General features: G+C 57.1%; 18 protein-coding genes and 1 pseudogene. 17 read left to right on the forward strand and 2 right to left on the reverse strand.

What is annotated here, in order from left to right:
• Positions 1-120: 120 nt before the first annotated feature.
• The 9 genes from AC5I5B_RS05430 to AC5I5B_RS05470 all read left to right on the forward strand — a co-directional run bounded on the left by AC5I5B_RS05430 (position 121) and on the right by AC5I5B_RS05470 (position 15,966).
• Positions 121-759 (forward strand): helix-turn-helix domain-containing protein, encoded by a 639-nt coding sequence (locus AC5I5B_RS05430; protein WP_495752401.1) that lies wholly within the window; start codon positions 121-123, stop codon positions 757-759.
• Entirely contained in the window at positions 756-1,184 is a 429-nt protein-coding gene (locus AC5I5B_RS05435) for a hypothetical protein (RefSeq protein ID WP_495752402.1), read from the forward strand. Before AC5I5B_RS05430 ends, AC5I5B_RS05435 begins: the two co-directional genes overlap by 4 nt.
• Entirely contained in the window at positions 1,177-10,107 is an 8,931-nt protein-coding gene (locus tag AC5I5B_RS05440; protein ID WP_495752403.1) for a hypothetical protein, read from the forward strand. Before AC5I5B_RS05435 ends, AC5I5B_RS05440 begins: the two co-directional genes overlap by 8 nt.
• Positions 10,108-10,114: 7 nt before the next feature.
• Complete coding sequence (locus AC5I5B_RS05445) at positions 10,115-10,699, forward strand: invasion associated locus B family protein (protein ID WP_262576151.1); 585 nt, start codon at positions 10,115-10,117, stop codon at positions 10,697-10,699.
• A 13-nt stretch (positions 10,700-10,712) separates the two neighbouring features.
• A complete protein-coding gene (locus AC5I5B_RS05450; RefSeq protein ID WP_495752404.1) occupies positions 10,713-11,387 on the forward strand; it encodes a hypothetical protein in 675 nt (224 codons plus the stop codon).
• A 267-nt stretch (positions 11,388-11,654) separates the two neighbouring features.
• Positions 11,655-12,146, forward strand: a complete 492-nt coding sequence (locus tag AC5I5B_RS05455; RefSeq protein WP_495752405.1) for a DUF4189 domain-containing protein — start codon at positions 11,655-11,657, stop codon at positions 12,144-12,146.
• Positions 12,147-12,672: 526 nt separating this feature from the next.
• Complete coding sequence (locus tag AC5I5B_RS05460; protein WP_495752406.1) at positions 12,673-12,897, forward strand: hypothetical protein; 225 nt, start codon at positions 12,673-12,675, stop codon at positions 12,895-12,897.
• A gap of 162 nt (positions 12,898-13,059) precedes the next feature.
• On the forward strand, positions 13,060-14,046 hold the full coding sequence (locus tag AC5I5B_RS05465; RefSeq protein ID WP_495752407.1) for a glycosyltransferase family 2 protein: 987 nt from the start codon (positions 13,060-13,062) through the stop codon (positions 14,044-14,046).
• Positions 14,047-14,049: 3 nt separating this feature from the next.
• Positions 14,050-15,966, forward strand: coding sequence for an HAD family hydrolase (locus tag AC5I5B_RS05470; RefSeq protein WP_495752408.1), 1,917 nt, complete (start codon positions 14,050-14,052; stop codon positions 15,964-15,966).
• A 38-nt stretch (positions 15,967-16,004) separates the two neighbouring features.
• Here the strand turns inward: AC5I5B_RS05470 and AC5I5B_RS05475 are convergent, their stop codons facing one another.
• Positions 16,005-16,937 carry a class I SAM-dependent methyltransferase gene (locus AC5I5B_RS05475; RefSeq protein WP_495752409.1) on the reverse strand — a complete coding sequence of 311 codons (933 nt, stop codon included), beginning with the start codon at positions 16,935-16,937 and terminating at the stop codon, positions 16,005-16,007.
• Here AC5I5B_RS05475 and AC5I5B_RS05480 point away from each other — a divergent pair.
• Entirely contained in the window at positions 16,936-17,577 is a 642-nt protein-coding gene (locus tag AC5I5B_RS05480) for a trimeric intracellular cation channel family protein (protein ID WP_269830002.1), read from the forward strand. The two genes, AC5I5B_RS05475 and AC5I5B_RS05480, sit on opposite strands and share 2 nt — an antisense overlap.
• A 50-nt stretch (positions 17,578-17,627) precedes the next feature.
• On the opposite strand, the pseudogene AC5I5B_RS05485 reads toward AC5I5B_RS05480, so the two are convergent.
• A pseudogene (locus AC5I5B_RS05485) lies at positions 17,628-17,799 on the reverse strand (YegP family protein).
• A gap of 731 nt (positions 17,800-18,530) precedes the next feature.
• Here AC5I5B_RS05485 and AC5I5B_RS05490 point away from each other — a divergent pair.
• The 7 genes from AC5I5B_RS05490 to AC5I5B_RS05520 all read left to right on the forward strand — a co-directional run bounded on the left by AC5I5B_RS05490 (position 18,531) and on the right by AC5I5B_RS05520 (position 24,739).
• Complete coding sequence (locus tag AC5I5B_RS05490; RefSeq protein ID WP_495752410.1) at positions 18,531-18,893, forward strand: hypothetical protein; 363 nt, start codon at positions 18,531-18,533, stop codon at positions 18,891-18,893.
• A gap of 70 nt (positions 18,894-18,963) precedes the next feature.
• Complete coding sequence (locus AC5I5B_RS05495; RefSeq protein ID WP_495752411.1) at positions 18,964-19,326, forward strand: DUF3011 domain-containing protein; 363 nt, start codon at positions 18,964-18,966, stop codon at positions 19,324-19,326.
• A 24-nt stretch (positions 19,327-19,350) separates the two neighbouring features.
• On the forward strand, positions 19,351-20,568 hold the full coding sequence (locus tag AC5I5B_RS05500) for a DUF4424 domain-containing protein (RefSeq protein ID WP_495752412.1): 1,218 nt from the start codon (positions 19,351-19,353) through the stop codon (positions 20,566-20,568).
• A gap of 36 nt (positions 20,569-20,604) precedes the next feature.
• Entirely contained in the window at positions 20,605-20,919 is a 315-nt protein-coding gene (locus AC5I5B_RS05505) for a hypothetical protein (protein ID WP_495752413.1), read from the forward strand.
• Between the two features lie 187 nt (positions 20,920-21,106).
• Entirely contained in the window at positions 21,107-22,459 is a 1,353-nt protein-coding gene (locus AC5I5B_RS05510; protein ID WP_495752414.1) for an HdeD family acid-resistance protein, read from the forward strand.
• On the forward strand, positions 22,456-23,610 hold the full coding sequence (locus AC5I5B_RS05515) for an MFS transporter (RefSeq protein WP_495752415.1): 1,155 nt from the start codon (positions 22,456-22,458) through the stop codon (positions 23,608-23,610). Before AC5I5B_RS05510 ends, AC5I5B_RS05515 begins: the two co-directional genes overlap by 4 nt.
• Positions 23,611-23,878: 268 nt before the next feature.
• Positions 23,879-24,739: a helix-turn-helix domain-containing protein gene (locus AC5I5B_RS05520; protein WP_495752416.1), complete on the forward strand. Its 861-nt coding sequence runs from the start codon at positions 23,879-23,881 to the stop codon at positions 24,737-24,739.
• Positions 24,740-24,782 lie beyond the last annotated feature (43 nt).

Raw genomic sequence — 24,782 nt, forward strand, 5'->3', positions numbered from 1 at the left:
GTTCCGCCATCTCTGGCGCAGTCGTCGGGTTTCTCGTGGCGGGGAATATCTACGCCAGCGCCCTCCTGTTGGTTTCAGTTCTGTTGGCCGGTTGGGTTGGTTGGTGGGCAAGGGGGCTCAATGACGGATCGTAGTTCCCTGTTTGGTTCTTATGGCGTGCGCTCCGCGTTGCTGCTGTTTGGAAGACGTAACAATGGTGCCCAATCGTCGGTCGGCAGCGGTGCTGAAGCTGTTTTTGGGAAGCGCGCACAGCAGCCGGGTCGAAGCGTGTCTCTCCAGGAGGCGCGGCTTTCCTTTTTATATTCGGAACTGCTGGTCCTGTTCGAAGATAGGGCTTTTCCAAGAGATGCCCTACCGTTTGCGTTGGAATTCGACAGGGAGGTGCCGCGCCTGCTGGTCGGGGATAGCGCTGTCGTCACAATCGACGGAGAAACGGGATACCTCGTGTTCAACGAGTTCGCTACGCATGCCGGCTTGATCGTCGTGACCGCTAGTGACGAACGGCTCGTTGATCATGTCGTTTGCCATCTGGCAGCGAGTGGAAAAATGTCGGGCTCGGAGGCGGCCAACAAGGCGGCTGAGATGCTTGTCGGGGAGACACTTGCGGACGTCGAGCGCCGAGTCATCCTTCAAACACTGCGTTTTTGCCGCGGCAACCGGACACGGGCGTCCGAGATGCTTGGTATCTCGCTGCGAACAATCAGAAATAGGCTCAGAAGCTACTGGCAGGGCACTGGGCAGGAAGGAGGGCAGGCATGAATGTCGCCCTCCTTCCAATCATGACTACTGATCTGGTCACGTCCCTTGAGCATAAGGTGGTAAGTGTCTGGAAGACGCTTGATGCCAAGTGCGGATCCCAGATAACGCTCGATGAGCTTGATCATTTGCTGGCGTTGTTCGTGTTGGGGTTGACCGAGCCGTTTATTGGCCACGACAACCCGCAATATCGCCTTGAGACTTGCCAGAAGCTGCTGTTGCTTACTTTCGAGGACACCCGGGTGCAGCGTGCCCTACGCAGGGTGCCGGCCGCCACTCAGCCATGGGTCGAAAAGGCTTTCGGCCAGATCGAGCAGCTTGGAATGAAAGACGGGCGCGATCTGCTCGAACAGCATCAGAAAACACACCAGAAATTGAGCATGTTCGAGCTGACGCCGGGCATGATGCGGGAGGATCAGCATGACTAATATTTTTATTGACAATGAGTTCAATGATTCGAACGGCCGCTGCGGGTTTGTTCGCAGTTGGGTGGCGGGCGCGCCGGATTCCCGGTCGCTGCGCCGAAGGCTTTTTGCGATATTGCGACTGTCATGCCTGTCACTGGGTTTAGGCCGGAAACGGCTCGGTCTCGGTTCATTGGGCGCGGGAGTTGCCGTCGCGATAGGTTTCGGCGCTGTTGCTCCGGCGCTGGCAGATGTTGCCGTTACCCCCAGCGGGCTTTGTTCGAGACCTGGCTTTGGCGGATCTGGTTCGTGGACCTGTAACGTGCCGAAGGCCGGTGGTGGTCATGCTACAATTAGCGGGGTCCCCTCCGATGGCGGACCTGGCGTTGACTTGGCCACGTTGAATGCCTGGACAGCCGCAAATCTCGGTACCGGTGCGGTAGCAATCGGAGATATGTCCACCTCGGCGGCCGGACAGAACGCTGTTGCTATTGGTGTCAGTGCGAAGGCACCTGGGACAAGTACGGTTGCAATCGGCACATCTGCCCAGGCGACCACGGATCGCAGCACAGCGCTCGGCAACGATTCTCAGGCTACCGGGAACGAGAGTACGGCTCTGGGATCAGGGTCTCGAGCTGGCGGACAATCATCGACAGCCCTGGGCAAGGCGGCGCGAACTCAAGGCAACAACAGCACCGCGATTGGTGAGAACGCTACGGTTCAAGCCGGTGCCGACCGTGGCACGGCCATTGGTCAGAACGCCACTGTCAGCCATGCGGGTAGCGTTGCTGTTGGCGCGAACTCTGCGGCGACAGGCACTACGCTCGGCGCTCAGGCCTATCTGGTTGGTGGAAGCGCTCAAGGTGAAGCGAATTTCGGATCTCGCCGCCTCACCGGTGTTGCAGCCGGCGCGACGGATACGGATGCGGTGAACGTGGCGCAGTTGAAGGCTGGCCAGACGCACTATGTCAGCGTCAATCCGAACGGCATCGGTAGCATCGGCAACGGCAACTACAACAATGATGGCGCCACTGGTGGTTATGCCGTTGCCATTGGCAGGGGGACGATGGCCCAAGGCCAAGGCAGCGTGTCCATCGGCTCCGGTTCGGGCAATGGTAGCACGGGTGCGGGCAACACGAGCGTAGGGTTCCTCACTGGCTTCGGTGTCTCTGGGGACAACAACTCTGCTTTCGGTACTGCGGCCGGAAACGTTGTGACGGGCAGCCACAACACGGGCGTCGGCTGGGGTGGAGGCAGTAGCGTTACCGGTAACGAAAACACCGGCTTGGGCTATACCGCCGGTGGCAACTCGACTGGCTCGAGAAACGCCGCCACGGGGTCTAACGCGGGCCGCTACGTGACCGGTGACAACAACGTTGCCGGCGGCAACTTCGCGGGCCATACCGTCAGCGGCTCCAGCAACACCGCCACCGGTGCACAGGCAGGTCGAGACGTGACCGGCGACAACAACTTCGCCGGCGGCAGCGGGGCGGGCCGTTCCGTCAGCGGTTACAGCAACACCGCCACGGGCAGCGGTGCCGGACGAAACGTCACGGGTGATTCTAACACGGCCACGGGCGCCGGGGCGGGCGTTCTTGTTTCTGGTTCTGGCAACACCGCTACGGGCGGGATGGCCGGCGCTGGCGTGACCGGTGACTACAACGTCGCCACGGGCCCGATGGCGGGTTATTCGATGACCGGCAACTTCAACAATGTTTCCGGTTACATGGCCGGCCTTGGCGTGTCTGGCGACAACAACGTCGCCCTGGGCAGCATGGCGGGTACGCTTGGGCTCGGTGGCGCAAATCTGGCCGTTAACGACACCGTGGCCATCGGTACGTCTGCGCTGGCGTTGAAGGATGACGCCATCGCCATAGGCACGAGCGCGCAGGCCACCGGCGTCGACTCCATCGCTATTGGCCGCGAGGCCATCGCCACCGGATCGGTTGCGATGGGTGCGGTTGCTCGCGCCGGCAATGGTGGCTCGGCCTTCGGCGACGGCGCGATTGCGACCTATCTTGGCGGCGCGACCGCCGCTGGCACAGTCGCCGGCACGGCGGTTGGCAAGAACGCCATTGCCGATATTTCAGGCGGAACGGCGCTTGGCACAAATGCCTCTGTGACCGTAGCGGACGGCGTCGCACTGGGCTCTGGCGCGATTGCGAGTACGGCAGCAGGAAGCGCTGGCTATGTGCCAAGTGGCGCCAACGCCGCCGCGATCAATGCAACGCAGAGTACGCTGGCGGCTGTTTCCGTAGGCTCGGCGGGTAACACCCGCCAAATTACCAATGTCGCGGCGGGCAGTATCGACAGCGATGCCGTCAATCTGGCGCAGCTCAAGGCACTGGGTGAAGTGGTGGACGCGTCCGCGACACATTATTACAGCGTCAATGACGGCGGCACGGCCGGCGGCAACTACAACAATGATGGAGCGACCGGCGCCTATGCCGTGGCGGCGGGTGTCGGGGCAAGGGCGAGCGAACTGAATTCCTTTGCTGCAGGCGCGAACGCTAACTCAGATGGATTCGATTCAATCGCTATTGGGGTGAACACGCAGGCAGGTGGGTTGAGCGCTGGGACGGGCGGGCCTGGCATGGGCGCAGTGGCAATCGGATCTGGTGCATCGGCGAACGGTGATCAAGCGCTTGCTGTCGGCTATCAAGCCGGCGTCGGCGCGACAGGCACGGGCAATACTGCGATGGGCGGCTTTGCCGGGGCGGGGGTAAATGGCGATTTGAATTTAACGCTCGGAACGTCATCGGGTGCGGGACTTCGCGGTAGCTATAACGCGGGCAGCGGCCTCATGGCATTGGCGGGTGTTCAGGGCGACAACAACGTGGGTAGCGGCACGGCTGCAGGGTTTTACAGTCAGGGTGAAAACAACGTTTCTAGTGGCAGAGCCGCAGGTGCGTTCACGAGCGGTAGCGGCAACATTGCTCTTGGCGCCGGCGCCGGCACAGGCTTTTCCATCGACGTTGCCACCGGTGCGATGACTGATAGTAACGGCGTGCTGGTAACCGATCCTGCCAACCAAACGCTCGCCTCGTTGAATAATACGGTTGCAATCGGCAACGGCAGCTACGTGGCAGAGGACCAAGCAATTGCTATTGGCAGTTTTAGCTTGGCGGCAGCTCGAAGCGCACTTGCCATCGGCGATGGGGCAGATGCCACAAGTGAAGGCGCCACGGCAGTTGGTTTGGGTGCGCGTGCTGCGGGCCAGAACGCGCTGGCGGTCGGTAGCGCCGCCTACGCGTCCGGAATAGGCAGCACGGCGATCGGAAACGGCGCCAATGCGTCGGGCGGACTGGCAGTCGCAGTCGGTGATGAGAACATAGTGTCGGGCTTTACCGCAACTGCAGTTGGAGCGCTCAATCAGGTATCTGGTGAGACTTCTGTTGCCATCGGCGGCGGGAACGAGATTTCGGGCAACAGGAGCAACGCGCTTGGCGCGGGCAACCATGTGTCCGGCGCGGGCAGCACGGCCGTTGGCGACAGCAACTGGGTCTGGGCGGACAGGGCGGGTGTATTCGGCTTCAACAATACAATTGAAGCCTCAGCGACTGGCACCTACGTCATAGGTAATAGCAGTCAAGGAATCGCCAGTGATGCGTTTGTCGTTGGCAATGGGGCCAGCGTGACCGTCGAGGGTGGCGTCGCACTCGGTTCGGGATCCTTGGCCAACACGGCGTCGGGTGTTTTTGGCTTCGATCCAGCGACGGGTCTGGCCGCAACCGACACCGATCTCGACGGTGCTTGGCGCAGCGGCAGGGCGGCGGTCTCAGTCGGGGACGCTGGCTTTGGCATGACGCGCCAGATTACCAGCGTTGCGGCCGGTACAGTGGATACGGATGCGGTCAACGTTGCGCAGCTGAAGTCGCTGTCCGATTACGTCGCGGACAACCAGACGCATTACTACAGCGTCAATGACGGCGGCGTAGCCGGCGGAAATTACAACAACGACGGTGCGACGGGCGTGGACGCGCTGGCGGCCGGGCTTGACGCCCAGGCGAGTGGCGATGTCTCGACGGCTGTGGGTACACGCTCCGGTGCCAGCATGTGGGGTGGTACGGCGGTCGGCACGGATGCTTATGCAGGGGATGTGGCCGCGACCGCTATCGGTCGAGGCGCGCAGGCGCTGGGATTTGCATCGACCGCGCTTGGCGAAGCCTCGGCCGTCTATGGCGAGCTGGGTACGGCTGTGGGATCAGCCAGCTGGGCCTACGATCACGCCACGGCGTTGGGCCAGTTCAGCCGTGCCGCCGGTTATCAATCGACCGCGGTAGGTCAGGGTTCTATGGCCGCAAGCACTGGGGATACGGCGCTGGGGCAACAAGCCAACGCAGCAGGCGGGGCATCGACTGCTCTGGGCCAGCTCAGCGAGGCCACGGGGTCGTATACAACTGCCGTGGGGCAGGACAGCCATGCGACGGCCAGTTACGCCACGGCACTGGGCCAGTTCAGCCAGGCCACGCAGGAATATTCGACTGCGGTAGGCGAGGGCTCGCTCGCCAACAACTACAACACCACCGCTGTGGGACAGGCCGCTCAGGCCACGGGAGTTTATTCCACCGCCGTGGGCCAGTTCAGCCAGTCCATTGGTGAGCGCTCGACAGCCGTGGGCATGGCTTCGCGTTCGGACGGTAACTTCTCCACGGCGCTGGGTCAGGAAGCCCAATCGACCGGAGAAACGTCGGTCGCCGTAGGTATGGGCACAGTGGCCAGCGGTCTGGCCAGCACGGCCGTGGGCCAGGTCGCCGAAGCATCGGGGGACCATTCCACGGCATTGGGCCAGAATAGCAAGGCAACGAATATCTGGACGACCGCAGTGGGTGAAGGCTCCATTGCATCGGGTGAGAACACCACCGCCGTCGGCCAGCACGCGGAGGCCACAGGCACCTATAGCACCGCTATTGGTCAGTATAGTGTGGCTGATGCCGCCTACGCCACGGCGCTTGGACAGGCCGCCGAGGCGAAGGGTGAGAATTCAACTGCCTTGGGGCAATTCAGCAAGGCACTGGACGCCAACTCTGTTGCCGTGGGTCACTCGTCCATGGCAAGTAGCGCGAACGCGACGGCCATTGGTCAATTGGCCAGTGCGACGGCGGTAGGGGCCACTGCGCTGGGGCAGAATAGCCAAGCGACCATCGAGAACAGTGTTGCTCTTGGTTCCGGCTCAGTTGCCGATACGGCAGCCGGGGTCTCTGGCTATGATCCGGTAACCGGTCTCGCCTCGACCGACACGTCTTCCACCTGGCGGAGCACACTTGCTGCAGTTTCTGTCGGTGGCAACGGCCAGACCCGCCAGATCACCAACGTGGCGGCCGGTACGCAAGATACCGACGCGGTGAACGTCGCGCAGCTGGCGGCCCTCGGTGATGTCGTGGATGCAAACAAGAACCACTACTACAGCGTCAATGACGGTGGCGTCATCGGTGGCAACTACAACAATGACGGTGCGACGGGTGTAAATAGCCTTGCAGGCGGCGTCGGTGCGGAGGCGAGCGGTCAGCAAAGTGTAGCTCTGGGCTTCAGTGCCAATGCATCTGGTATCAACTCTATTGCTATAGGTGGAGGCAGTGCATCAGGGCTGAGCAGCATATCTCTTGGTGGTGGACTTGCTAATGGTGATTTCTCGATTGCTGTTGGCGCGTTTAGCGAAGCAAACGGTTCGTCAACGACAGCCTTTGGCTATCAAGCAGGTTTTGCGAGTACCGGCAGCAGCAATGTCTTCACCGGGTTGGGAGCAGGCAGTCAATCGGACGGTAACAACAATGCTTTCTTCGGTAACCTGGCGGGTGGCAATGTAACTGGGGACAATAACACTGCAATTGGACTTCTTGCAGGCATTGGCGCAGTCGGTTCGGGCAATACCTATGTCGGCCAAACCGCCGGGTTTGCTGCCAATGGCTCGCGAAATGTCGCGCTCGGGGTGAATGCCAACGGCTTCGTGACGGCCAGTGATACTGTCTCGCTGGGCACTAATTCCGCGGCGAGGATAGATGGCTCCATTGCTCTCGGTTCCGGCTCGATCGCCAACACGGCAGCCGGCGTTACTGGCTACGATCCGATGACGGGTCTGGCCTCGACCGATACGTCGGCGACGTGGCAGAGCACCTCAAGTGCAGTGAGTGTCGGCGACGCGACAAATGGCGTGACACGACAAATCACGAACGTTGCTGCAGGAACGACGGATACCGATGCGGCGAATGTGGCTCAGCTCAAAGCCCTCGGCAAATATGTTGATGCATCAGCCACGCACTATTTCAGCGTCAACGATGGCGGAACAGCTGGCGGCAACTACAATAACGATGGCGCGACGGGCCTGAACTCACTCGCCGCCGGCGTCAATGCCGTAGCAAGCGCAGAGCGGTCGACTGCGGTCGGCTTCGGCAACACGGCCTCTGCCTGGTCAAGCACCGCGGTCGGCAACATGAACGAAGCATCGGGGGATGCAAGCGTTGCCGTCGGCTACAACAACAAGGCAACCGAGGTGGCCGCCTATGCTGTAGGTGGATACAACGAGGCGACAGGCCAGAATAGCCAAGCCTTTGGCGGTTTCAACAAGGCCTCAGGCCCTGGTGCCATGGCCTATGGACAAAACAATACTGCATCAGGGTCAGGAAGCGCGGCATTTGGAACGAACAACACCGCAGCGGGTGACAGTAGCAGCGCCATTGGTTCGGCAAATAACGCTTCTGGTGCCGTTGCGTCCGCGATCGGTTTCGCCAACCAGGCAGTCGGAGAACAAAGTAACGCTATTGGCCTGTTCAACACTGCGTCCGCGCTGGGCAGTACCGCTGTGGGTAGTGAGAACACTGCTTCCGGAATGGCAAGCTTTGCGGGTGGTTTCCGTAGCTCGGCAACGGGCATGTTCTCTACGGCGCTTGGCGCCCTGGCCCGGGCTGACGCGAACTATGCCATTGCTCTTGGTATGAACACGAGTGTTTCCACAGAGGGCGGCGTGGCGCTCGGTGCAGGCTCGGTCGCGAATACAGCTGCCGGGATCGCTGGTTATGTTCCTATCGGTGCAGATCCGACCGCCATCAATGCCACGACCAGCACTTTGGCCGCACTTTCGATCGGTGATGCGGCTAATGGCCAGTACCGTCAGATCACCGGTGTTGCAGCCGGTACCGCTGACAGCGATGCAGTAAATGTGGCCCAGCTCAAATCACTTGGTGATTATGTCGACGCCTCCGCGACGCATTACTACAGCGTCAACGACGGTGGCACTGCCAGCGGCAATTACAATAATGACGGTGCGACGGGCCTTAACTCCATGGCGGCCGGCGTTGAGGCTGTGGCAAGTGGGATTGAAAGCACGTCCGTCGGTTATCATAATCAAGCAACAGGAGATTATAGCAGCGCTCTGGGCCGTGAGAATATCGCGTCGGCTGGCGGCAGCAGCGCGGTCGGCAACGTGAACCAGGCGCTTGGCGAAGGTAGCAGTGCATTCGGTTTCGGTAACGTTGCACAAGGTCTATCTTCGGTCGCCTTCGGTGCAGGAAACGCGGCCATCGCGAATCAAAGCGTCGCGCTTGGATTGGTCAATGCTGCGACCGGTGTTGGAAGTTCCGCTGTTGGTGTAAACAATATCGCTTCAGGTTTGGGCAGCAGTGCAATCGGGTTCTACAGCACGGCTGTTGGAGATTTCAGCATAGCGTCAGGTTATATGAGTTTGGCTCTCGAAGCAGACTCCATAGCCCTCGGCTCGTTCTCAGTGGCGGATAGGGCGGCGGGCGTCGCCGGTTATGTCCCGGCTGGGGCGGACGCCACGGCGATCAACGCCACGACCAGCACCTTGGCGGCGCTTTCCATCGGGGATGCGGCGAATGGCCAGCTTCGCCAGATTACCGGCGTCGCTGCTGGCACCTTCGACAGCGACGCGGTGAACGTCAGCCAGCTGAAGGGCCTTCAGAGCTTCGTCGTGGCCGGCCAGACGCATTACTACAGCGTCAACGACGGCGGCGTGATCGGCGGCAACTACGCCAACAACGGCGCCTCCGGGTTCAACGCCATGGCGGCGGGCGTGAATGCGGTAGCAAGCGGGGCCTCGAGCACGGCAATCGGCAGCAGCGCGACGGCTTCGGCCGCGAGCAGCGTCGCAATCGGCGAAGGGGCAACCGCCTCGAACGCCAACAGCGTGGCGCTGGGTGCGGGTTCGGTCACTGCGGCGGCTGCCGGCACAGCCGGAACCACGATCAAAGACAAGTACTATGCCTTTGCGGGTGCCTCTCCGACAGGAACGGTTTCCGTCGGCTCCGCGGACGAAGAGCGCACGATCACCAACGTTGCTGCTGGACGGCTGGACGAGACCTCGACGGATGCGGTCAACGGCTCGCAGCTTCATGCGACCAATCAGGCGATTGAAGACCTCGATACGGGTATCGGCGAGCTCGATAAATTCGCGGTCAAGTACGACAACGACGGCACGACAAAGTTCAACACCGTCACGCTTGAAGGCGGGGATCCGAATGCGCCGGTCTTGATCTCGAATGTCGCCGCAGGCAAGGCGCCAACCGATGCAGTGAATGTCAGTCAGCTCAACGATGGCATCAAGTCGGCCAACACCTATACCGACAATCGCGTTAACTACGCGGTCGAGACGGCCAATACCTATACCGACCAGAAGGCAGTTACGACACTCAACCAGGCCAACAACTACACCGATTATAAATTCGGTCAGTTGAACCAAGAGATAGGAAACGTCCGCACAGAAGCCCGTCAGGCAGCAGCTATCGGCCTTGCCGCGGCATCCCTTCGCTATGACGACCGCCCGGGCAAGGCGAGCGTGGCAATGGGTGGCGGCTTCTGGCGCGGCGAGGGAGCTCTTGCATTCGGCGCCGGCTATACCAGCGAGGATGGTCGGTTGCGTAGTAACCTGTCCGGTACTGTTACTGACGGGAACTGGGGTGTTGGCGCTGGTTTGAGCTTTACACTGAATTGAGGTCGCAATGCTTAGGCAAGTCACACCCACCGCTTTAATCGTGGCTTGTCTTCTCCTGTCCGGCAGCCCGCCCGCTGTCGGACAGGAGGTTTCGCCGCCTGTTTCGGTCAGCTATCGGATCAAGTCCTCCGAGGTTGCAATTCCTGCAAATGTTCCCATGGGCCAGTATCGTCGCAGCATTCAGCCGTTCGGAAGTTGGACACTGATTTGCGACGAGAACCTCCATGCAAAGCAAAGGGTGTGCAACATCAGTCAGGTTATTGTCGATCAGGCTGACAAGTTGGTTTTCAGCTGGTCGCTTGCCGCCACGCAGGATGGCAAGCCCTTCATGATCTTTCGTACATCACCCAACGCGCGGTCCGACGGGAAGATTTCCTTGAGATTTCCTGGCCGGGCGACCCCCGTCGATATCGTGCTTGACGGCTGCAATACGGTCGTCTGCGTTGGGAAACTGCCTGTCGGTCCGATCCTTCGCGAGCAGATCGCTAAGCAATCAGATCCACAAATTTCCTATTCGACGACGTCAGGAGAGAGCATCTCCGTGACGGCGTCCCTCAAAGGGCTGGCGACGGCCTTGTCCGCAATCAATTGAATCGAGCACCAAGATGACGCAGCAATCCATTCATGACCGGATAATGACCAGAGATGCCGCACAAGGCGGGGACGCCGGAACGGCTGAACCGCCCCTTGCCCCGAGAAAGAAATGGGGGCGGATAGCGCTTACCAGCGGATTGGTGATCCTGGGCGTGGGAGCGATAGGGCTGGCCGCATTTCAGTTTCCAGCGGTGGTCAGCGTATTCGCACAAGGGACGCCCACGGAGACCAAGGCTAGTCCCGGGCTGCCCTCAACCCCATTTCTCACGCATGTCAAGCAAGCCGGAATCAAAACCTGCGGCACAGTTTTCCCGGTTCTTGGCCAACTGGTCGCAGACGGGACAGAATACAATGTGCAGTCACAATGGCACAATACGGAGCCCGACAAGCATACCGTGCAAGCGCTTGTCGGCATGAAATATGCGACCTCCGCTTATTCCGGCCCGGCAGCAGGTTTTGTCTTCGCCGCTCCGAATGGGGCAGCTTGCGAGGGATCGATGGTCCGGATCGCACCTTTCCCGCGCAAGTGTGCCGACATGCCTGCGGCGCTACCGTCAGGAAGCACGCTCTCCAGCACCTTGGGTCCCATCCCTGTCTATAACATCGCGAACAACGGTGGGCAGGTTCTTCTGCTGCCGTCAGACCAGTCTTGTATCGTGATCTCCGTTACCCAGGCGGCCGGGTGATGCAATGAGAACATTTCGTTGTTCGTGCGCGAGTAAAGCATCAGGTCGGTCACTGGATGCCGCCTTGGTTCTCTTGTTGTTGGTGTTGGCCGCATTGTATCCGAGCGGCACCACAGCGGCGCCCGATCAGGAAGAAGCCGTACTGGCGAACAATCAATCGAGAGGTGAAGTGCTGGTGTCGCAGCATTGCCGCGAATGCAACATCGTGCGCATTCGCTGCAGGCCGACGGAACGTCCGCCGAACATTCAAGAAAGGGAGTCTCAACTATGAACGCGGTAAGGATGATCGTCACTGTGGTCGGGTTAATGCTGAGCGTATCAAACGGCTTTGCCGCTGATTTTGCCACTTCCGATCCAGATACGCCCACACCGCCTGCGGTTGTCGAAAGTGCTGACCAAAAGGGAATATGGGCTGCGATCGCTTATTCCAAGGCCGACGGCAAGCACGGATTCTTCTGGGGGGCTGACAAGCGGCCAGAGGCTGAACACGCGGCCCTTCGGCATTGCGAGAAAGCGGGTGGCCGCTCCTGCGCGGTTGTTACCGTGTTCCGGAACCACCGGCACTGGAACGATGATGACGGGACCGGTTTTCCGTACAATCATTGTGCCGCTTTGGCGGTTGCCGATCGCAAAGGTGCCAGCATGTCCATCTGGGGTGCGAAATCAGCAGAGACCAGAAAGCAGGCTGAGGATTTGGCGCTGAAAGCCTGCGAGACGAATGGTGGCCAATGCCACATCCGGGAATGGGTCTGCACCTGATTCATGGATGCTCGCCACGAATTCGAAGAACTCCTGAATCAAACAGACCGAACGGAACTTGTATGGGCGCAGGGACGGGGAAGGCAAGCCGGACGAGCCTGCATGGACTGGTCTCAGCTGATGGCGCAACTGGCGAAGTCCTATTGCGCTGCAGCTGTGAAGATTGCGAGAGCTTGTGACGACTGCGACCTAGCCCGACCGCCGACCGTTTTTCGGCAAAAGCTAACCCACGGGAAGCTGTCGGAAAATGCGTTCTTTAGTGTGTCACATGCGACCCGAGAGAAATCATGACATTCGGTTGTTCTGCGGAGATCAGGCACAAACAGTCTATGGAATAGAGGCGACTTAGCGTTTCACTCCATTCAATCCGGTGATTTCAACACACGCGCATCCCCAAGGCAGTGACATCTGCTTGTCTGGTCTTACCCCTACGCGGTTTTCGACCGACAGAAGTGGCTGTCGTTCAAATAAACACGACGAACCTTACCGAATCTAGAGCGGTTTTGATACTTGAAGGCACTTAGCAATGATGAAGACCGTCAGAATTAACGGACCCAGTGGAACGTCCGACAAAAGCCTAAAATACCAGAAGGAGTGCCAATTCGCCTTGGAGCCGTCCGTGACCAGGCTGATTGAACTCGCGATTGATGCGGGCTGGAGTCGCGATCAAGTGGTCTATGCGTTGCTATCGATAGCAGCCCCCCACATCCTTGATCGCGCGATTCTTGAAGGCGAGTTCAGGTACCAATGAGACGTCGGAGACCGTACGATTGGACCGGCGAACGTGTTCTTCGCCGGCAGAAGCGAATGCGGATTGTGAAACTCACGGCACTGATGATCGCAATCGGCATTCTGGGCATCGCCGGTGCTCTGGTTGTCGGCGGTTATGATAAAATATCTGGAGCGTTTGGGAATGCGTAATCAATTTGGTAGTGTCGGCGTTGTGATGAGAACCAAGGATCGGGCGGTTCTGTTACGACGGGCGCTGGAAAGCGTGCAGCATCAAACCCACCAAAACTGGAAACTTGTCGTTGTAAATGACGGGGGCGACACAGAAGACGTCGATTGGCTCGTAAGCAAAATTTTTGCAGGGGATGCGAGGGTTCAAGTCGTCCATCATTCGATTTCCTTGGGTATGGAAGCCGCCTCCAATGCCGGTATCGCGATGCTTGATACCCAGTATGCAGTCATCCACGACGACGACGACAGTTGGTCACCGGAATTCATGTCTTCCATGATCACCTCGATCAACCAAAAAATCTCGATATTTCCGTCGATTAAAGGAATCGCATGTCGCGTCAACAATGTTTACGAGACGGTTTACGGAAACGAAATCATAACCGATCGTGTTGAGCCTTGGCGGTCTTGGCACTCAGATACTCTAGAAGAAGGGTTCCTGAGCGCGCAGAAGATGCTCGTCAGAAATCAATTCCCACCGATCGCCTTTATGTTTGATCTGTCAGAAGCACGATCTTTGGGATTATTCAACGAAAGCTTGCCTGTCCTTGGTGACTGGGACTTTCATGCGCGTTTTATTCTAAAACACGATATTTGGATACTGCCTGAATATCTTAGTTTTTATCATCATCGGGTATCAGCCTCCGGTGCACTTGGTAATACTGTGCATGCCGGCCAAAATCGTCACCGGCTTTATAGCCAACAAATCCGCAATGAACTGATCCGAAAAGCGGTTGGCGAAGATGGTCACTACAGATTTAGCGTAACTATTCCCAGTGAAATCCAAGAGTTAACTCAAAACGAGTTTAACCACATTCTCTGGAAGTTGGGACAATTGGAGTGGGCAATCAATAACAGGAAGGTCGAACGGCCGAAGTGGCGTAGAAAACTCTCAACGGGTTTTCGGCGCGTTCGTAATTTTGTACTGAGGCGGGGTAACTGAACAATGAAATACAAGCTGGTCACCTTTGATATTTTCGACACGCTGGTTCATCGTCGGCTTCGCGCACCTGTTGATGTCTTTGAGGCCGTGCGGCTGTCCGTCATGCAGAGCAAAATTGCACTTCTTAAGCACGACGTTTTAGCATCATTTACCCATGACCGGATTCAAGCTGAATCGGAAGCTCGTGAGCGCCTGGAAAAAACCATAGGAGGGGAGGGGGAGGTCAATTTCGCAGAAATTTACGACCGTTATGAAGAAATTACCGATTGTGGACCAGACTTAAGGCGACTGCTTGAGACCAAGGAACTGGAGCTCGAAAGGGCATTCCTGTTTGCGAGCGATAGTGGATTGAAGATTTTTCATGAAATGAAGCAGTCAGCCGAACGGCTCGCATTCATTTCAGACATGTATCTGCCCAGCGACTGGTTGCGTACAATGTTAGAAGAAAAAGGATTTGAGGGTGCTTCGGAGTTGCCAATTTTTGTTTCTGGAGAGCACCGGAAAAGCAAGCATCGTGGAACTCTCTATCACGAAGTCGCGCGCTCTCTTGGTGTGACGCCCTCCGCTGCGTGGCTGCATATTGGCGATAATCCCCACTCGGATATAGAGAAAGCGCGCCAGCACTCGATAAGTACAAGATTTGCAGATTGGGCGAAGGTCGATAACCGCCGAGTCGTTACAGACTCTCCGCAGAGAGAATATCTGATCAGAAGTATTGTTGACTTTGTCGATCTGCCCCAGTCTCGCCATTTCTTGCCGGATGATGAGTACGCCAGCATTGGCTACAAAGTGTTTGGCCCGTTAATTTTCGGTTTCATGATGTGGGTCATCGCGCGAACTAAAGAAGCGAAGCTAGATAGGCTGGCATTCATCGCGCGAGACGGATGGTTGCCGCATCAGCTTTTTGAAACGTTAAAAAATCAGGCCGGGCTGAGTAATGTTTCCAGCTCATATGTACATTTCTCCAGGCGAGCCGGCCTTCAGCTTGGCCTGAAGGAATGGGATGTCGACCAGTTGTGGATGGCGTTCGGCGGCAAAGTCCCCAGGCCGATCGAAGAGTGCTTGGCCACGCTCGGTTATGACGCAAAATCTATGCGCCCTTTGCTTGAGCGGTTTGGCTTTGAGGTCGGCTCTCCCGTCAACGAAAGCAGGCGATCGGGTGCGCACTTACTCGCCACTACCACGTTCAATCATGGTTTAAGAGCTGCGACCGCGCAGCGTGAAAAATTCAAGAGGTTCTTTGACGCACATTTTTCACCCGACGAAAAAATCGGATTGGTCGACATAGGCTGGAATGGAAACATTCAGCGATACCTTATCGGTGCGCTTGATGGTCGCTATTCGAAGGATCAATTTTTAGGACTTTACCTGGGACTACATTCATCGGCGCATTCAAACAGAGACCGAGGGCTGGTTATGGAGGGATGGGTGTCAAACTTCGGACGCCTTCCACACGTGCAGGATTACTTACAATCCGGCGGTGTCGAGTTGTTGGAGTTTGCACTGACTGCTGATCACGGCACGACGCTTGGCTTCAAAGAGGATGGTGCGGGCAATATCTTGCCTGTTCTTGAAGAATTACTTCCCGAGGAGGCATCTTATCGGGAGAAGGCAATGAAGGTGCAGACAGGCATACAAAAATTTGTTGCGGACAATAAATATTTGCTCGATTATTTCAGCCCACTGCTTCTGAGCCATACTGCATGGTCCATCCCCTTTGAGAGGCTGGTAAACAACCCAACTCCGGATGAACTGCGTCTGCTGGCTGGTTTGTCGCATTCAGATACAGCGGGGATAACGGCGTCACGCTTGGTTCTTGCTGCACGGCAGAGTGAGAAAACGCGAAAGTCCAAGCGTCTGATGGCGCTCGCGAGAGATGAGGCATTCTGGAAAGCTGCATTTGACAGGCTAAATGCCTGAGCGGGACCGATAATGAGTGGCTCTGGAATGTTACGGTTTTAAAGATGCAATGTTAACGGGGGGAGTTGCTTCTTTTTCTCGACGAGTGCGATACCACGATAGAACTTAATTGCCGCTATGCTTTGGGCCACATTGATAGCAAGATAATTGTCGCGAACGGTTCCCGCATGGATAGCGAAGTCGTTATATTCATAGTCAGAAAATATGCTGTTTTGAACGTCGATCAGCATCTTGAAAAAGCCAACCGAGGTGGTTGTCTGATCGCGATATTCATTGGTATTGCTCCAATACATGCACTCCAGATCCTCAACGAAATACACACCGCCATCTTTCAGGCCTGTTGGGAACAGAGCATTAAAGGATGCTATCTGATGGGATGCAATGTGGCTCCCGTCGTCAATGATCAGATCAAACGGGCCATAGTCAGCTATCACCTTCTGTAAAAAGGCGCCCTCATCTTGGGAACCAATCTCAACAAAAATATCGTTTTCGGGAGAATGATATGTGCGACAATTTGGGTCGATATCCACACCAACAATTGTAGCCCCATCGCCGAAAAACTCTTTCCAAAGTTTGAGTGAAGCTCCTTTGTACACCCCAATTTCTAAAACCCTTGGGCGCTGATTGCGGAAGCGAGAAAACTCACTGTCGTAAACATCAAAGTAGTCGAGCCATTTATGCCCCCCGGGAATTTCCCTCCAGATGCTCCCAGAGACTGTATTGTCCAGCGAAGAGAAAGGTGGCGTACTCTGAGCTTTCCAGTCCCTCATCTGGCGCATTTCAGCGTCAAGGAGGAGAAAGGGTTCAGGCGCCGCCTGCGTCTCCGGGGCTTGGTTGCTTGAGGAAATCAACGTCTTGAAATACGAACTCAACGTTTGAAATTGCACCGCTAGCTCCTCGGCGTTTGACACCATGCAAACTGTCATAGAAATCGTCCTTACTGTAGTCAAATTGAGGTGAATATTCGCCATGACTCTTTCAGCAGAACTTCCCCTCTTGATGCATTCGCTGTATCTGATTGCAATTGTCGCCGAAGCCATGACAGCCGCACTCGCTGCAGGCCGACGCAGCATGGACTGGGTCGGCGTCGGGCTGCTGGGCTGCGTGACAGCCCTTGGTGGTGGCTCTGCCCGTGACGTCCTTCTCGGGCATCATCCGTTGTCCTGGATCGAACATCCATCCTATTTACTGATTACGGGCGGCGCAGCACTTGCAACGATCGCAATCGCTCGTTTCGTTCACCACCTGCGCAGGCTGTTTCTGCTTCTGGACGCGATTGGGCTCGTCGTCTTTACGGTGATCGGCTGCAATGTTGCGCTGGCGCTTGACCTTCCTGTCTTGATCATCATAGCCTCCGGCATGATCACCGGGTGTGTGGGAGGCGTACTCCGTGACATCCTTTGCGCTGATGTTCCGTTGCTCTTTCGTAGCGAGCTTTACGCCGCCGTTTCGGTTGTCGCCGGTGGCATTTACGTCGCTGGCCTGCGTGCCGGGTTCAATCACGACGCTGTTATGCTCATCGCAATGGCGGTAGGTTTGCTGCTACGCCTGCTTGCGCTGCGCTTTAACTGGAGCATGCCGAAATTTGTCTACACCCGTGATCTACATTGACATTTCCGGGATGGCAGGCAGAGATCAGCCTGCCCGCCTTTCCTCTTCGTTCAGGCAGTGGCTGTCGTCTGGTCTTCGATTGCGGCCGCTGGAACATTCTTCTTCAATGACTCGATCGACTTCAACGCAGACATAACTCTCGGAACTGAACATTGTCTCACCGCTCGAGGCACGAAAGCGGTATTCACCCGTTCTATCCTGATAAACTTCGAATTTATACATCTGCTATTTCCTTTTTGCTGGGGTGCGCCAGCCAAATTGCCCAGCTCAGAAAACTCTGAGGTCTGGTAGAGCGTTAACGTCCGCCGGCGGGCCTGTTCTTGACTAAGCCACCGACGATTTGGACGACTTTTCTGTCCACACCACCGTCGACCAGTTGGCCAACACGGCTACGATGTCGAGACCGTTGAAGCGTCGCCTGTCGTCGCCCGAGGGACCGAATACAGCAGCGAGCCGCCGCCAAAACCAACAATCACGCCGACGATGAGGTCGCCGGTGTTACCAAGATCCTCATCCTTGATAACCTTGCCACGCCGGGGTACCGCTGACGGCGCCTCCAATGCTTTGCGCCAGGATTGCTCCAAAATCCAATAAACACAAATACCTGCCGCCTTTTCTCAGTCTGTTTTTTGGCGAAGCGATTGACGCCGCATACAAAGCCAATTCGCAGCAACACGGCATGTCATAATTCGGTCTTTATGTTGAAATCCGACCAGAATCGACAGGGGGGCACGCACTAAATACTCGCAATGCTTTAAGGTGCCGGGGCGATGAAATAGACTGGATCAACGGGTCTTCTATGTGACCGACCTGTTATCGACGAGATGTCGTTGGCGTTTTTGCTGACGCCAACTCACAGCAACATCTGTGGCATTCGAAAAACAAGGCTGATCTGCTATTCGGGTACCTAAGTATTACAGACGAAAGAGATAATATTGAAGAGATTCCTTTTCATGCTGGTTTCTGCCGTTCTATTGAGCTGGTGCGTTGCAGGCTCTGCTGCGGCGCAAACGGCCGTCGAAACAAACAGAACACTTGACACGCTGTTCGGGAGCCACGCGCCCTACCAGCATTTTTTTGGCAAGCTGCAAGAAGCTGTCAGCATCAGCGATAAGCGTACTGTCGCATCGATGGTTGACTACCCGTTCCTCGCCCGGATCGACGGCAAGGCGATGAAGGTCAAGCAGGCCATCGTCAGGCAAACCTACTCAACCTTGTTCGTCAATTGGCAAGGAGTGTCGATTGGCGATGGCGAGGTCTGGTTTTCTGGCGTGGGGAACGGCCATACTATCAAGATCACTGCGATCAACGATTGACATCTGACGGGTCAGGATCGTTTCCGGGGATACCAGCCCAACCGATCATCGACCATTCTGAGGGGGCCTGATGCTAAGAAACGTGTTCATCGCTTCGCTCGTTCTCGGCTCGTCGTGGGCAATTTCTGACGCCCGCGCGCAATCGACCGTCGAATGCCAATCGAGGCACAATCAGTATGGTGAATGCTGGACAGGGTCGCTGAGCAAATCGCAGCTTACTCTTCAGACTTCCGGCAGTCCATGCATTCTGAACCGGACCTGGCGCGACAATTCATGCAGCAAATACATCCGGGTTGCTCAGGGCTGCTCGGGCATTTTCGCCGACTTCGGAAGCTGCCATCGTGGCCGTGACGACACTTTCGATCCAAATGCCCGCATGTATGACCATCGCGGTCATGATGTCGGCGCGGTTGTCGTTGGCGCGCCATCTTAGGCGCGCTCATCGAGAGGATGGCTGATGGCAGGTGCAATTGATGGCATACCACAAGCAACTACCGCCGCGACGACGGCTACAATGGTCGCTCCGGCAGAGGCCATCGATACGAGGTCGCAATTTGACAGGAAGAACCGAACTTCGAGGTGCATGGCAACTACCAGGGCTGCCTTTGCCCCGGCTGCCTCATCGATGATCCAGGCGACGCTACGTGATATGAGAGGGCAAGCAACCATCGATGCCAACCATGTCCTGGTTAAAGCACTATTCGCGTCGCTGTCTGTAGCCTCGCTGATGTCCACCCCGGTCCATGCCAACGATACGAGTGCGGTGCTGGGTGCCGGCGGGCTGTCGCTGACGACTTCGGACCATATCGCAATGGCGAGTGAAGATCTCTATCTGTCGCCGAGCGAGGTCCGCATACATTACGTCTTTCGCAATGAATGCGACCGGGACATCACTACAACGGTCGCCTTTCCCCTGCCGGACATCGATCAAAGCGCCTTCGCAACGGTATTCCTGCCGGTCGAAGATCAGGAGAATTTCGTTGGCTTCAAGGTGAGCGCGGACGGTAAGACCATCCATCCCAAACTGGAGCAGAAGGCATTTACCGACGATGGCACCGACGTGACAGCCGTGATCGAGAAAGCAGGGTTGCCGGTCAATGCGAGGCTGCCAGGATGGGAAGGCAAGGCGCGCGGCTTGCCGGAGAAGGTCTGGCGAGAGCTTGTAGCGCAGGGGCTTATTGAAGAGGAGAACCCGTCCGACCGATCGGGCGACTTCACTGTTAACTGGAGCCTGCGCGCGACCTTTCACTGGGAACAGATTTTTCCGGCTGAGAAAAGCGTCGTCATAGACCATCGCTACGAGCCCATCGTCGGCGGAGCTTCGATTTTCGCGGATGAAGTGCAGTTCAAGGACTATGCGAGCTACTGCCTGGACGAGCAGGGCAAGGCGGGGGTGCGGCATCTCCTGAAGCAGGCCCGGGCGGCTGCGAAAGCCGATCCGGAAAAGCCGTTTGGAATTGCACCTAACGAAGTGAGCTACGTGTTGACTACGGGGGCGAACTGGAAGGGGCCGATCGGGGATTTTCATCTGACGATCGACAAGGAGAAGCCCCATGCCGTCCTGTCATTGTGCATGAGCGGCCTCAACAAGTCCGGGCCGACGGCCTTCGAGATAAGGCGAAAAGACTTCACACCCACAGAGGACATCGGCTTCGTTGTTTTTGAAGGGCAATAGACAGCACCGTCAGCTTTTGCACGATGGTGAGCAACAATGATCGAGGGACAAATTACAGTGTTGATCAGAAACTCAGTTATTCTACTTTCCGCTTCAATTCTTCTGGCTGGTTGCAACAGCAGCAAGAAGCCATGGGTCAAAAGCGACGTTCCTCAGTCCGAAGCCGAACAGGCCATGGCGGAGTGCAAGTACCAGGCTGAGGCGGCCACCATCACGATAGGGTCGGGCGGTGGCCACTACAAAAGTTATGGCAGCGCAATAGAGGCCGGTATTGCCAATGGAATAGAGCAGGAACTGGACAGGGAAAAACTGGTCGGGGATTGCATGAAGGCGAAAGGCTTCAGCCAGTAGCGGGTCAGGTTTCCTTCACGGCATATCGATGGTCGCCTCATTCCAATATCGCCGACGCAACTAGCTAAGGCACCCTCCGGGATTGGTTCTGATCCTTGGAATTTATCGGACCATTCGGCAGCATCCTGCCGATAAGACCCCTCAAAGCCGACCCTGAAGAGGGCAGAACTCTTCCAGGTGGATTATCATGATACAACTTGTTTTTTTGCTTCTCGGAGCCCAGGCGCTCAAACCTGCCTGGAAAGTGTTGGTAACCGCCGGGGTCACCTGGATGACGCTTGGCATTGCCATCCTGTTCGATCTGAGCGACGGCAAACTGTTCCTGCTGCTCGACACGTTCGCCATCTTCCTCATCGTTGAAGGACTGATCGAACTGGCAGCCGCTTTTTCGATCGGTGTTCGGCAGCATTGGATTGATGCGTTCCGTGGTGTCGCCTTCCTGATCGCGGCCTTTCTCGTGTTCAACGTCCCCTGGGATGGAAATATCGGGGCCGCGATTGTGTTCGGCTTCGCATTTCTGGTAGATGGGCTTTTTCGGATCGCTACGGCGTTTGTCGTCCACAGCTCACGCTGGCGCGTCGGTATCGTCGCGGGATTGATCGAGACGTGTCTCGCAGTGGCCATATTGATGTCATGGCCTATTCCTCATCTTTTGACCGTGCCGTTCTGCTTCGCGCTTTTGCTGCTGACCTCGGGATACGCCATTGTGCGAATGGCTCTGCCGCTGCGTGAGCTCCCCGAAGGCGGATCTGTGACCGCTCTTCCGCTCTATGCCGCCCGTAACTGGCAAGGCGGTGTGACGCGCCCGGTCGTTCCACCCGACGAGGACGTCTGGAGTTCGGGTGATGAGCTTCTCAACATCCATGTCTGGACAGCGGCCGGCGCGATCGGAAGCCCTGAGCGAAGGGTGCTAATCGACCGGTATGTCGCGGCGGTCGACAAGAATGGGGTGATTTCCACCGGACACGCTGCACTCGAAATGCCGCCGGATCTCTATGTCAGCCATTATCCCGCAGACGATATTGACCATAACCCCGACGATTTTCGGGCTCTGCTTCGGGCAGGTCACGAGAACGACGTGCCTGGTCGGTTCAACCCGTCGCTCGAGTGGGAGGTGGCCAATTGGTGCATGCCGGATCAAAGAGTGACATTCCGGCGTTTCAAGCCGGAAGCGCTGCGCCGCTTCTGGGCCGCTTATTCTAAGGACAACACCTACAATCTGACCGCGCGCAACTGCTCGACGACCGTCATCCAGGCACTGGATGCGGCTCTGGAAGGGAGCAGCCATAGCGGTCACGTCTGGCGTGATCTCTTCAAGCTTCTGACCAATCCTCAGTTCTGGCTGTTGCGCCTTGTCCGCGGTCGTGCGGAGACCATGACCTGGACGCCGGGGCTGGTGCTTGACTATTCACGCCTGCTGCTCGCTGTGCTTGAAAACAATCAGGGTCGCTGGCGCAGGAAGCTTCGTCGGGCGCTACAGACACGCCAAACGTTTGCGCATCAAGACGAGCGCGCCGAAGGCGTGACGAGGCAACCATGAACCAGGCCACTCGAACCGCTGTGGTCATCACCGTGACGGCGACGATTTTCGGCCTGACTTATGGCCTGAGTGCGCCCCTGATTGCGCTCGAGCTCGCCGAGGCAGGATATTCTGAAAGTTTCATCGGCGCGAATGGTGCCATGTATGCCGTTGGTGTCTTGCTGGCTGCCCCCTTCATGCCGCGCCTGTTCGGTCGGTTTGGCTTTGGACGCCTCGCGAAAAGCGCCCTTCTCGGAGCGGGCAGCATACTTCTCCTGTTCCCTGCCGCTCCCTTCATCTGGATATGGTTTCCGCTGCGCGCAGCTCTTGGCGCCGTATCCGAGACCCTGTTCGTCGTTTCGGAAACCTGGCTCAACCACTTGGCAAGCGAAGCGTCACGCGGGCGTCTGATCGCCATATACATGACCGCGCTCTCGTGTGGGACAGCCCTCGGCCCCACCATTCTCGCTTTTGTTGGCAGGCATGAGCTTTGGGCGTTTGTCATAGGCGGCCTCATGACATTTGCCGCCTGCATTGTCCTTGTTTTCGGCAGGCCGCAAGAGCCGAAGGCGGAACATGAAGATATTGGCAATCCCTTTCGATATCTCGGGCTGGCGCCGGTTGCCGTGGCGTCCGCGGCGCTCAACGCAGCCCTGGAAGCAGCGGGGCTTAGCCTTCTGCCGATTTATGCAGTGAGCCTCGGATGGCCGGAGCAATCAGCGACGCTCCTTCTAACCGTGCTTCTTATCGGTTCGATCACTTTGCAATTGCCCATCGGCTGGCTGGGTGATCGAATGCCACGATCGAAGCTTCTGGCGTTGCTGGCACTGCTAGCGACCGTCGGAGCGGCGTTCTGGCCAATGGCGCTCGCGCATGCATGGCTTGCCTATCCACTGCTGTTCGTATGGGGCGGCGTATTCGTTGGAATCTACACAACGACGGTTGTGATGCTCGGCGATCTTTACGAAGGGAGCGAGCTTGTTGGCATTTATGCGCTGCTCTCGGTGGCATGGGGAGTGGGCGCTTTTACCGGACCGTTCTTGTCCGGTATAGCCATGGAGATGACTTTGCACGGCCTCCCGCTCTTTGCAGCAGTTGCTTGCGGAATTTTCGGACTGTGCGCCGCATTTATGCCGATCAGGAACAGGGCGTCCGACCGAATTGAGCGATAAAGGCACGCATGGAGCGTCGATGCTCTGTTAATGAGACGCCCATTATGCACTAATGTAGCCGCAGCATTGGAAACCGTTGTCGCAAGGTGGACGGTGTTCGCTAAATTCGCTTGATGGACAATCTGTGCTAGAGGCTTATTCAACGCAAGAGCATCAGCGTTCGTCGTATTTTGTTTGTATGCGGCTGCGTTGCCGGCCAGGGTCGAGACAAAACTGAATATATCAGGGCATGTCATGTTTGGGGGGCTGCGGATGGCGGTGAAAATCGATGCTTAGCATGGTGCCGGACGGTTGGGGACCCAAGCTTCATTCTGCTGCCGGCAGCGTTACGCGGACGCGAACCGGTCCCAGCCAAATTTCGTTCATGGCGCCGAGCCATTTCGCCATCGTCATGTTGAGCGCCCAACCGCGACGGATCGTCGGCCTCAACAGTGACAGCCGCAAGACGTTTACTGCGACCGCGGGAACACTTGAACTCGTACCTGTTAAGTCCGAGCTTTTCGCCAGGTGGGAGACGCCCAAGGAGAATTTTCTCTTCGCTCTGTCGCCTGAAAGGTTGCAGCAACTGGCGATCGCCGAGTTTGATCAGCAAACTGTCGATCTGGAGTTGCCCGGACCGGGCCATGTCGATCACAGCGCCTTGCGGCTCGCCAAGATGCTCGACAGCGAATTCACACGAATACGACATTCAGCTCCAAACGAACTCTATGTAGATTCATTGATCACAGTCTTTGCAACCCATCTGCTACGCAACTATTCTCCTCTCGGCCGGCAGAAAATACCACGAAGGCAAGGCGGATTTCCTCCAAAGGTCCTGGCGCGGGTGATCGACTTCATTCACGCGCACATGGCTGAGAAAATCAATCTGGTCGAACTGGCCACGGTCGCTGGGTTTTCACCAAGCCACTTTACTCGTGCTTTCCGTCAGAGCACAGGTCAGGCCCCCCATGAGTTCATCCTTAGCCTCCGATTGCGCGAAATTGAACGACTGGTAACAAGCGGTAATATGCCGCTCAGCGAAGTGGCGCGGCGTACAGGCTTTTCGAGCCAGAGTCACATGACCGCAGCTATGCGCCAGTCTTGGTCGATAACCCCGGGCGAGTTGAGGAGGGAGAGTTTGCAGGAATAAGTCGGCATTCGTGGTCATGAATGCTGCCGATCTTAAACTAATG

It is taken from the genome of Agrobacterium sp. (assembly GCF_059499945.1).

Bases quoted from the DNA above. Each gene is read 5' to 3' on its own strand.
- AC5I5B_RS05430 (WP_495752401.1), top strand. From the start codon at position 121: ATGACGGATCGTAGTTCCCTGTTTGGTTCTTATGGCGTGCGCTCCGCG.
- AC5I5B_RS05435 (WP_495752402.1), top strand. From the start codon at position 756: ATGAATGTCGCCCTCCTTCCAATCATGACTACTGATCTGGTCACGTCC.
- AC5I5B_RS05440 (WP_495752403.1), top strand. From the start codon at position 1,177: ATGACTAATATTTTTATTGACAATGAGTTCAATGATTCGAACGGCCGC.
- AC5I5B_RS05445 (WP_262576151.1), top strand. From the start codon at position 10,115: ATGCTTAGGCAAGTCACACCCACCGCTTTAATCGTGGCTTGTCTTCTC.
- AC5I5B_RS05450 (WP_495752404.1), top strand. From the start codon at position 10,713: ATGACGCAGCAATCCATTCATGACCGGATAATGACCAGAGATGCCGCA.
- AC5I5B_RS05455 (WP_495752405.1), top strand. From the start codon at position 11,655: ATGAACGCGGTAAGGATGATCGTCACTGTGGTCGGGTTAATGCTGAGC.
- AC5I5B_RS05460 (WP_495752406.1), top strand. From the start codon at position 12,673: ATGATGAAGACCGTCAGAATTAACGGACCCAGTGGAACGTCCGACAAA.
- AC5I5B_RS05465 (WP_495752407.1), top strand. From the start codon at position 13,060: ATGCGTAATCAATTTGGTAGTGTCGGCGTTGTGATGAGAACCAAGGAT.
- AC5I5B_RS05470 (WP_495752408.1), top strand. From the start codon at position 14,050: ATGAAATACAAGCTGGTCACCTTTGATATTTTCGACACGCTGGTTCAT.
- AC5I5B_RS05480 (WP_269830002.1), top strand. From the start codon at position 16,936: ATGACTCTTTCAGCAGAACTTCCCCTCTTGATGCATTCGCTGTATCTG.
- AC5I5B_RS05475 (WP_495752409.1), bottom strand. From the start codon at position 16,937: ATGGCGAATATTCACCTCAATTTGACTACAGTAAGGACGATTTCTATG.
- AC5I5B_RS05490 (WP_495752410.1), top strand. From the start codon at position 18,531: ATGCTGGTTTCTGCCGTTCTATTGAGCTGGTGCGTTGCAGGCTCTGCT.
- AC5I5B_RS05495 (WP_495752411.1), top strand. From the start codon at position 18,964: ATGCTAAGAAACGTGTTCATCGCTTCGCTCGTTCTCGGCTCGTCGTGG.
- AC5I5B_RS05500 (WP_495752412.1), top strand. From the start codon at position 19,351: ATGGCAGGTGCAATTGATGGCATACCACAAGCAACTACCGCCGCGACG.
- AC5I5B_RS05505 (WP_495752413.1), top strand. From the start codon at position 20,605: ATGATCGAGGGACAAATTACAGTGTTGATCAGAAACTCAGTTATTCTA.
- AC5I5B_RS05510 (WP_495752414.1), top strand. From the start codon at position 21,107: ATGATACAACTTGTTTTTTTGCTTCTCGGAGCCCAGGCGCTCAAACCT.
- AC5I5B_RS05515 (WP_495752415.1), top strand. From the start codon at position 22,456: ATGAACCAGGCCACTCGAACCGCTGTGGTCATCACCGTGACGGCGACG.
- AC5I5B_RS05520 (WP_495752416.1), top strand. From the start codon at position 23,879: ATGCTTAGCATGGTGCCGGACGGTTGGGGACCCAAGCTTCATTCTGCT.